The sequence below is a fragment of the Pseudonocardia sp. McavD-2-B genome (assembly GCF_024124365.1).
Lineage (GTDB): Bacteria > Actinomycetota > Actinomycetes > Mycobacteriales > Pseudonocardiaceae > Pseudonocardia > Pseudonocardia alni.
Map to the genome: position 1 here is coordinate 1 of NZ_JAMXSG010000306.1, position 6,416 is coordinate 6,416.

6 protein-coding genes are annotated in these 6,416 nt (G+C 73.8%); 4 read left to right on the forward strand and 2 right to left on the reverse strand.

Features of this window, described 5'->3' with window-relative positions; genetic code table 11:
• Nucleotides 1–853, reverse strand: an 853-nt coding sequence (locus tag NH602_RS26670; protein ID WP_253069216.1) for a GAF domain-containing protein, incomplete at its 3' end; no start/stop codon positions are given.
• Nucleotides 854–878: 25 nt separating this feature from the next.
• On the reverse strand, nucleotides 879–1,691 hold the full coding sequence (locus tag NH602_RS26675) for a FadR/GntR family transcriptional regulator (RefSeq protein ID WP_246352728.1): 813 nt from the start codon (nucleotides 1,689–1,691) through the stop codon (nucleotides 879–881).
• Between the two features lie 249 nt (nucleotides 1,692–1,940).
• Between NH602_RS26675 and NH602_RS26680 the strand changes: the two genes are divergently transcribed.
• From NH602_RS26680 to NH602_RS26695, 4 genes are read left to right on the forward strand one after another with little or no spacing between them, the layout of a single operon-like run.
• Nucleotides 1,941–3,341: an MFS transporter gene (locus tag NH602_RS26680; protein ID WP_083658092.1), complete on the forward strand. Its 1,401-nt coding sequence runs from the start codon at nucleotides 1,941–1,943 to the stop codon at nucleotides 3,339–3,341.
• Nucleotides 3,338–3,895 (forward strand): MaoC family dehydratase, encoded by a 558-nt coding sequence (locus tag NH602_RS26685; RefSeq protein WP_073574387.1) that lies wholly within the window; start codon nucleotides 3,338–3,340, stop codon nucleotides 3,893–3,895. Before NH602_RS26680 ends, NH602_RS26685 begins: the two co-directional genes overlap by 4 nt.
• Nucleotides 3,892–5,103: a CaiB/BaiF CoA-transferase family protein gene (locus NH602_RS26690; protein ID WP_073574388.1), complete on the forward strand. Its 1,212-nt coding sequence runs from the start codon at nucleotides 3,892–3,894 to the stop codon at nucleotides 5,101–5,103. Before NH602_RS26685 ends, NH602_RS26690 begins: the two co-directional genes overlap by 4 nt.
• A 1-nt stretch (nucleotide 5,104) precedes the next feature.
• The gene (locus tag NH602_RS26695; RefSeq protein ID WP_253069217.1) at nucleotides 5,105–6,268 is read left to right on the forward strand and encodes an acyl-CoA dehydrogenase family protein; all 1,164 of its coding nucleotides are present in this window, start codon (nucleotides 5,105–5,107) and stop codon (nucleotides 6,266–6,268) included.
• Nucleotides 6,269–6,416 lie beyond the last annotated feature (148 nt).

Here is a 6,416-nt window from a genome sequence, read left to right on the forward strand (position 1 = left end):
CCGCAGCGGTGGCGCCGTCGCCGTCGAGCACCGCGACCCACCCGCCGAGCAGCCTGCCGAGCGCCTCGGCGATGTCGCCGACGTCGCCGCCCTCCAGGACGACCCCGGCGAACCGGTCGTGGGCGTCGGCGGCCTCGGCGATCGCGGCGTGCGCGCCGCGCAGCTCGCGCAGCGTGGTGGCGGTGTCGGCGAGGCGGCGGGTCTGCACCAGCGACACCGCGGCGAGCGCGGCCAGCGAGCCGAGCAGGGCGACGTCCTCGGCGGTGAAGGGGCGGGCGGACCGGTTGGCGGCGAACAGGACGCCGACGAACTCGTCGTCGACCAGCAGCGGGGTGCCGCAGATGCCGACGATGCCCTCCTCGGCGACCGCGGTGTCGATCTCCTCGGTGTGCCGGTAGCGGCCGTCGCCGGCGTAGCGGCCGGTCCAGTGCGGGGTGCGGCTGGCCGCGACGAGGCCGCCGAGCCCGGCCCCGAGCGGGAGCCGCAGCGACTGGAAGCGGTGCGAGACCGACCCGGAGGTGACCCGCATGAACGTGTCCCCGCGCTCGGGGTCGTGCAGGGTCAGGTAGGCGACGTCGGTACCGAGCAGCCCGCGGGCCCGGCGCACGATCGCCTGCAGCACCGAGCCGGGGTCGGACTCCGAGGCGAGGTCGCGGGCGATGCCGACCAGCGCGGCGAGCTCGGACTCACGGCGGCGCCCGGCGTCCATCGCCGCCCGCACCCGCAGGGTCAGCGCGCCGGCCTCCGGCTCGGAGGCCGCCAGCTCCGCGACGACGCGGTCCAGCTCGCCGTCGCGGGCATCGCCGTCGGCCCGGTCGGCCAGCAGCCGGAGCAGGTCGAGGACGGTGCGCACGCGTCCATCCTGCCGTGCGCGGCGCTCAGTCGGACTTCCACGCCCCCGGGCGGCCGTAGATGTCGCGCAGGTCGAGCAGGTGGCTGCGCATGGCCTCCTCGGCCTGCGCCGCCTCGCCCCGGGCGATGTGCTCGGTGATCGTGGTGTGGCAGGCGTCGACCTCCGCCCAGTGCTCGGCCGCGACGACGTGCCGGTTCAGCCGGGTGCGGAGCACGTCGCCCACCGGCTGGCCCATCATGGTGATCATCAGGTTGCCGGTGGCCATGAGTACCGTGGTGTGGAAGTCCATGTGCTCGACGAACCCGCTGGGGTCGCGCGGGTCCCGCGGTGCCGCCGCCGCGGCGCGCAGCGCCTCGATCGTCTCCGGGGCGGCGCGCTGGGCGGCCAGCCGGGCCGCCGCGGGCTCGAGCAGCAGCCGGGCCTCCAGCAGGTCCGCCATGCCGAGCTGCGGCGTCGCGACCAGCACCCCGAGCGCACCGCCGACGTCCTCGACCAGGCGGGCGGGGTCGGGCGCGGCGACGAACGAGCCGCCCTGCACCCCACGCCGGGTGTCGATCAGGTGCTGGCTGGCCAGGACCCGCAGCGCCTCGCGGACCGTGGAGCGGCTCACCCCGAACATGCCGGTCAGCTCGGACTCCGCGGGCAGCCGCGTGCCGGCGGGCAGGGCACCGCGCATGATCTGCGCGCGCAGCTCGTCGGCCACCTGCCGGTAGGCGGGACGGACCCGCTGGACCCGCAGCCGCGCCGTCGGCGGCCGGTGACCGTCGCGGGGCCGCTCCCCCGCCGGTGCGTCGGTCGGCACGGTGACGCCGTCACGCGGATCCCGGGTCGCACCCATCTTCACGCCGCCGCCCTGTCGTCCATCGTGCCGCGCGTCCCGCGACCCGTTCCAGGGTACCGGTCGGGCGTTGCCCGGGACCATCACCCGGCGGTATAGGTCTGACAGATCTGTCGAGCACTTCCAGCAGCTCGTGACCGTTGGAGGGTCTTGCTTCTGAAAGTGTCTGATGTTTACCGTGCGGAGGCGGGTCCGGTCGGCCCCGCGGACCGGAAGGCGGGCGACGGCGCCCGCCGAGGGGAGTACGCGATGACCGTCGACCCACCCGGTGACCGGCAGGCGGCCGGTGTGCCGCCCGCTCCGGCCCCCGTCACGGACCTGGCCGCCCGGCTCGACCGCATCCCGGTCGCCACCCCGACACACCGCCGCTGGGTGGGGGTGCTCGGTGCGCTGTTCGTCTTCGACCTGGTGGACCTCAACTCCTTCGCCTACGCCGCCCCCGCGCTGCGGGCCGAGTGGGGGCTGTCCATCGGGGAGGTCGGCGCGGTCACCTCGGCCGCGTTCGTCGGAATGTTCGCCGGGGCGATCGTCGGCGGCCGCCTCTCCGACCGCTACGGCCGCCGCCCCGTCCTGCTCGGGGCCGTCCTGTTCTTCTCCGTCTGCTCGCTGCTGAGCGCGCTGAGCTGGGACGCCTGGTCGCTGGGCGTGCTGCGGGTGCTGACCGGGTTCGGGCTGCAGGCCACGACCGGGGTCCTGCTGGTCTGGGTGAGCGAGATGTTCCCGCGCTCGCTGCGGGGCCGGTACCAGGCGCTGCTGCTCGCCGTCGGCCTCGCCGGCATCCCGATCGCCGCGTGGCTGGCCCGGATCGTCGTCCCGCTCGGACCGGGCTCCTGGCGCTGGGTCTTCGTCGTGGGCGCGCTCGGCGCGGTCGTCGCCCTCGTCGCCTGGCGGACGGTCCCCGAGTCGGTCCGCTGGCGCTCGGCACAGGGCCGGTCCCCCGACCCCCGCGACGAACGGCTCGTGGCCCGGATGGAGCACGAGGCCCGCGCGCAGCTCGGCACCGACCTGCCCGAACCGGTCCCCGACCCCCCGAAGCCCGAGGGACGGCTGTCGGACCTGCTGCGCGGCGCGACGCTGCGCCGGACCGTGGTCGCCTCGACGGCCTGCGTGTTCCTGATCCTGTCGTTCTACGGTTTCAGCTCCTGGGTGCCGACGCTGCTCGTGGAGCGCGGGTACACCACGGCCGAGAGCCTGACCTTCGCCTCGGTCCTCGCGATCGCCGCCGTGCCAGGAGCGCTGCTCGTGGCGCCGGTGGTGGACCGCTTCGACCGGCGCGCGGTCGTCCTGGTGCTGCAGACCCTCTCCGCGGGCCTGGTGCTCGCGTTCGGCCTGGTCACGCACCCGGTCGCGATCGCGGTGACCGGATTCCTCGCCGCGATGTTCATGCAGGCGACGGTGCCGGTCCTCTACACCTACATCGCCGAGGTCTTCCCGCTGCATCTGCGCGGTCTGGGCTCCGGCATCGCGAACGGCTCCGGTCGGCTCGCCGGGGTCGCCGGCGGCCTCCTCGTCGCCGCGACCTTCGCCGGCCTCGGCCTCACCGCCGTCTACGTCTACCTCGCCGCGGCGGCACTGCTGCTCGGCCTGGTCATGGCCCTGTTCGGCGAACGCACCACGAACCGCCGCCTCGAGGACATCGAGCGCGGATGACCACCCCCCACCGGAAGGACGACACGCACGTGACGATCAAGCAGGGCTGGCAGGGACGCTTCTACGAGGACTTCGAGACCGGCGACGTCTACCAGCACCCGCTGGGCCGGACGATCACCGAGACCGACAACACCTGGTTCACGTTGCTGACCATGAACACCAACCAGGCGCACTTCAACCGCCAGGTCGGCGAGTCCTCCGAGTTCGGCCGGATGCTCGTCGTCTCCCCGCTGACGATCTCCATCGCGATGGGCCAGTCGGTCACCGACACCACCCAGAACGCGTTCGCCAACCTGGGGCTCGACGACCTGAAGCTCACCGCGCCGGTGTTCGCCGGGGACACCATCTGGTCGGAGTCGATCGTGCTGGACAAGCGCGAGTCCTCGTCCCGCCCGACCGCCGGGATCGTCACCGTGCGGACCCGCACCCTGAACCAGGACGCGGTCGAGGTGCTGAGCTTCCGGCGGACCTTCTACGTACACAAGCGGGAGGTGGGCGGGGCGTCGTCGCTGTTCCCGCAGGCCGCGGAGCCGCTGACGGTGGAGGGCGCGTGACCCGGCGGCCGCTGGAGGACATCCGGATCGTCTCGCTGGAGCAGTACGGCGCCGGCCCGTTCGGGTCGATGCACCTCGCCGAGCTGGGCGCGGAGATCATCAAGATCGAGGACCCGTCGGTCGGCGGTGACGTCGGCCGCGCGATCCCGCCCTACACCGCGCCGGGCGACTCGCTGTTCTTCCAGTCCTTCAACCGGGACAAGTCCTCGGTCACCCTCGACGTGCGCACCCCCGAGGGCCGCGAGGTGTTCCACGACCTGGTCCGCACCGCCGACGCCGTGTTCTCCAACCTGCGCGCCGACGTCCCGGCGACGCTGGGGATCCGCTACGACGACCTCAAGGAGGTCAACCCGCAGATCGTCTGCTGCTCGCTGACCGGGTTCGGGATGACCGGCCCGCGCTCGGCGGAGCCGGGCTACGACTACGTCCTGCAGGCGCTGGCGGGCTGGATGTCGCTGACCGGTGAGCCCGGCGGCGCCCCGCAGAAGACCGGGCCGAGCCTGGTCGACTACTGCGGCGGCTACGTCGCCGCGATCTCGCTGCTGGGCGCGATCCACGGGGCGCGGCGCGACGGCGTCGGCACGGACTGCGACGTCTCGCTCTACGACACCGCGGTGAGCCTGCTCGCCTACCCCGGGACCTGGCACCTGACCGCGGGCTTCGAACCGGTGCGCACCCGGCAGTCGGCCCACCCCTCGCTGGTGCCCTTCCAGGCCTTCGAGGCCTCCGACGGCTGGCTGGTCGTCGGGTGTGCGAAGGAGAAGTTCTGGCAGCGGCTCACCGTCGTGCTGGGCCGCCCGGACCTGGCCGAGGACCCCCGCTTCGCGACCTTCGCCGACCGCAACCTGCACCGCGACGCGCTGCTGCCCGAGCTCGAGGCGCTGTTCCGGACCCGCACGGTCGCGGAGTGGCTCGCCCCGCTCTACGCGGCCTCGGTCCCGTGCGCCCCGGTCCGCGACGTCGCGGGCGCGCTGACCGACCCGCACACCGTCGAGCGCGACCTCGTCGCCGAGACCCCGCACCCCGACTTCGGCCCGGTCCGCACCCTGCGCAGCGCGGTCCGGGTGGGCCCGCCCGGCGCCGACCGGGCCCCGACCCGCGCCGCACCCGTGATGGGTGCCGACACCGACCGCGTCCTGCGCGAGCTGGGCTACGACGACACCAGGATCACCGCGCTCCGGAGCTCCGGCGCGCTGGGGAAGGACTGACATGGACTTCCGGTTCACCGACGAGCAGCGCCTCTACCGGGACACGTTGCGCGCCTTCGTCGACAAGGAGATCGTCCCCGTCGCGCGGGAGTGGGAGCAGTCGGGCCGCTACCCCACCGAGATCGTCGAGGGGATGAAGAAGCTCGGACTCTTCGGCCTGGCCGTCCCCGAGTCCTACGGCGGCCTGGCCGCCGACACCGTCTCGTTCGCGCTGACCTTCGAGGAGATCTCGCGGGGCTGGATGGGCATCGCCGGCATCCTCGGCAGCCACTCGGTGTCCTGCTTCCTGCTCGCGAACCACGGCACCGAGGAGCAGAAGCAGCGCTACCTCCCGGAGCTCGCGACGGGCGCGCGGCGCACCGGGATCGCGCTGACCGAGCCCGGCGCCGGCACCGACCTGCAGGGCATCCGCACCACCGCCCGCCGCGACGGCGACGACTACGTCATCGACGGCACCAAGATGTGGATCACCAACGCCCGGCACGCCGACCCGCTCCCGGTGCTGGTCAAGACCGACCCGTCGGCCTCGCCCGCGCACACGGGCATGAGCATCCTGCTCGTCGAGGCGGGCACCCCCGGCTTCGAGGTCACCGCCGACATCGGCAAGCTCGGCTACAAGGGCACCGAGTCCTGCGAGGTCGTGCTCGACGGCGTGCGCGTCCCGTCGTCGCAGCTGCTCGGCGGGGTCGAGGGACGCGGCCTGCAGCAGGCACTCTCCTCGCTGGAGACCGGGCGGATCAACATCGCCGCCCGCAGCGTCGGGATCGCCCAGCGCGCCTACGACGAGGCCCTGTCCTACGCCCGCGAGCGCGAGGCCTTCGGCAGGCCGATCGGCGACTTCCAGGCCGTCCAGCAGCGGCTCGCCCAGACCGCGGTGCGGCTGCAGGCGTCCCGGCTGATGACCTACTGGGCGGCGTCGCGGATGGACGACGGCGTGCGGATGGACACCGAGTCCGGGATGGCGAAGATCTTCGCGTCCGAGCAGGCCCTGGAGTGCGCACTCGACGCGATGCGCATCCACGGCGGCTACGGCTACTCCACCGAGTTCGAGGTGGAGCGGCTCTACCGCGACGCCCCGCTCATGTCGATCGGCGAGGGCACCAACGACGTGCTGCGCGGCGTGGTGGCGAAGGCGCTGCTCAGCGGCAAGGCCACCGTCCGGTGAGCACGGCCGACGAGCTGGGCGCCCTCGCCGCGCGGCTCGGGTACACCCTCGACCCCGGCCAGGTGACGGCGATGCACGACGCGGTCGCGGGCGCCGAGCCCGCGGTGGCGGCGCTGCGGGCGGCCCCCGTCCCGGCGGCGGCCGCCGA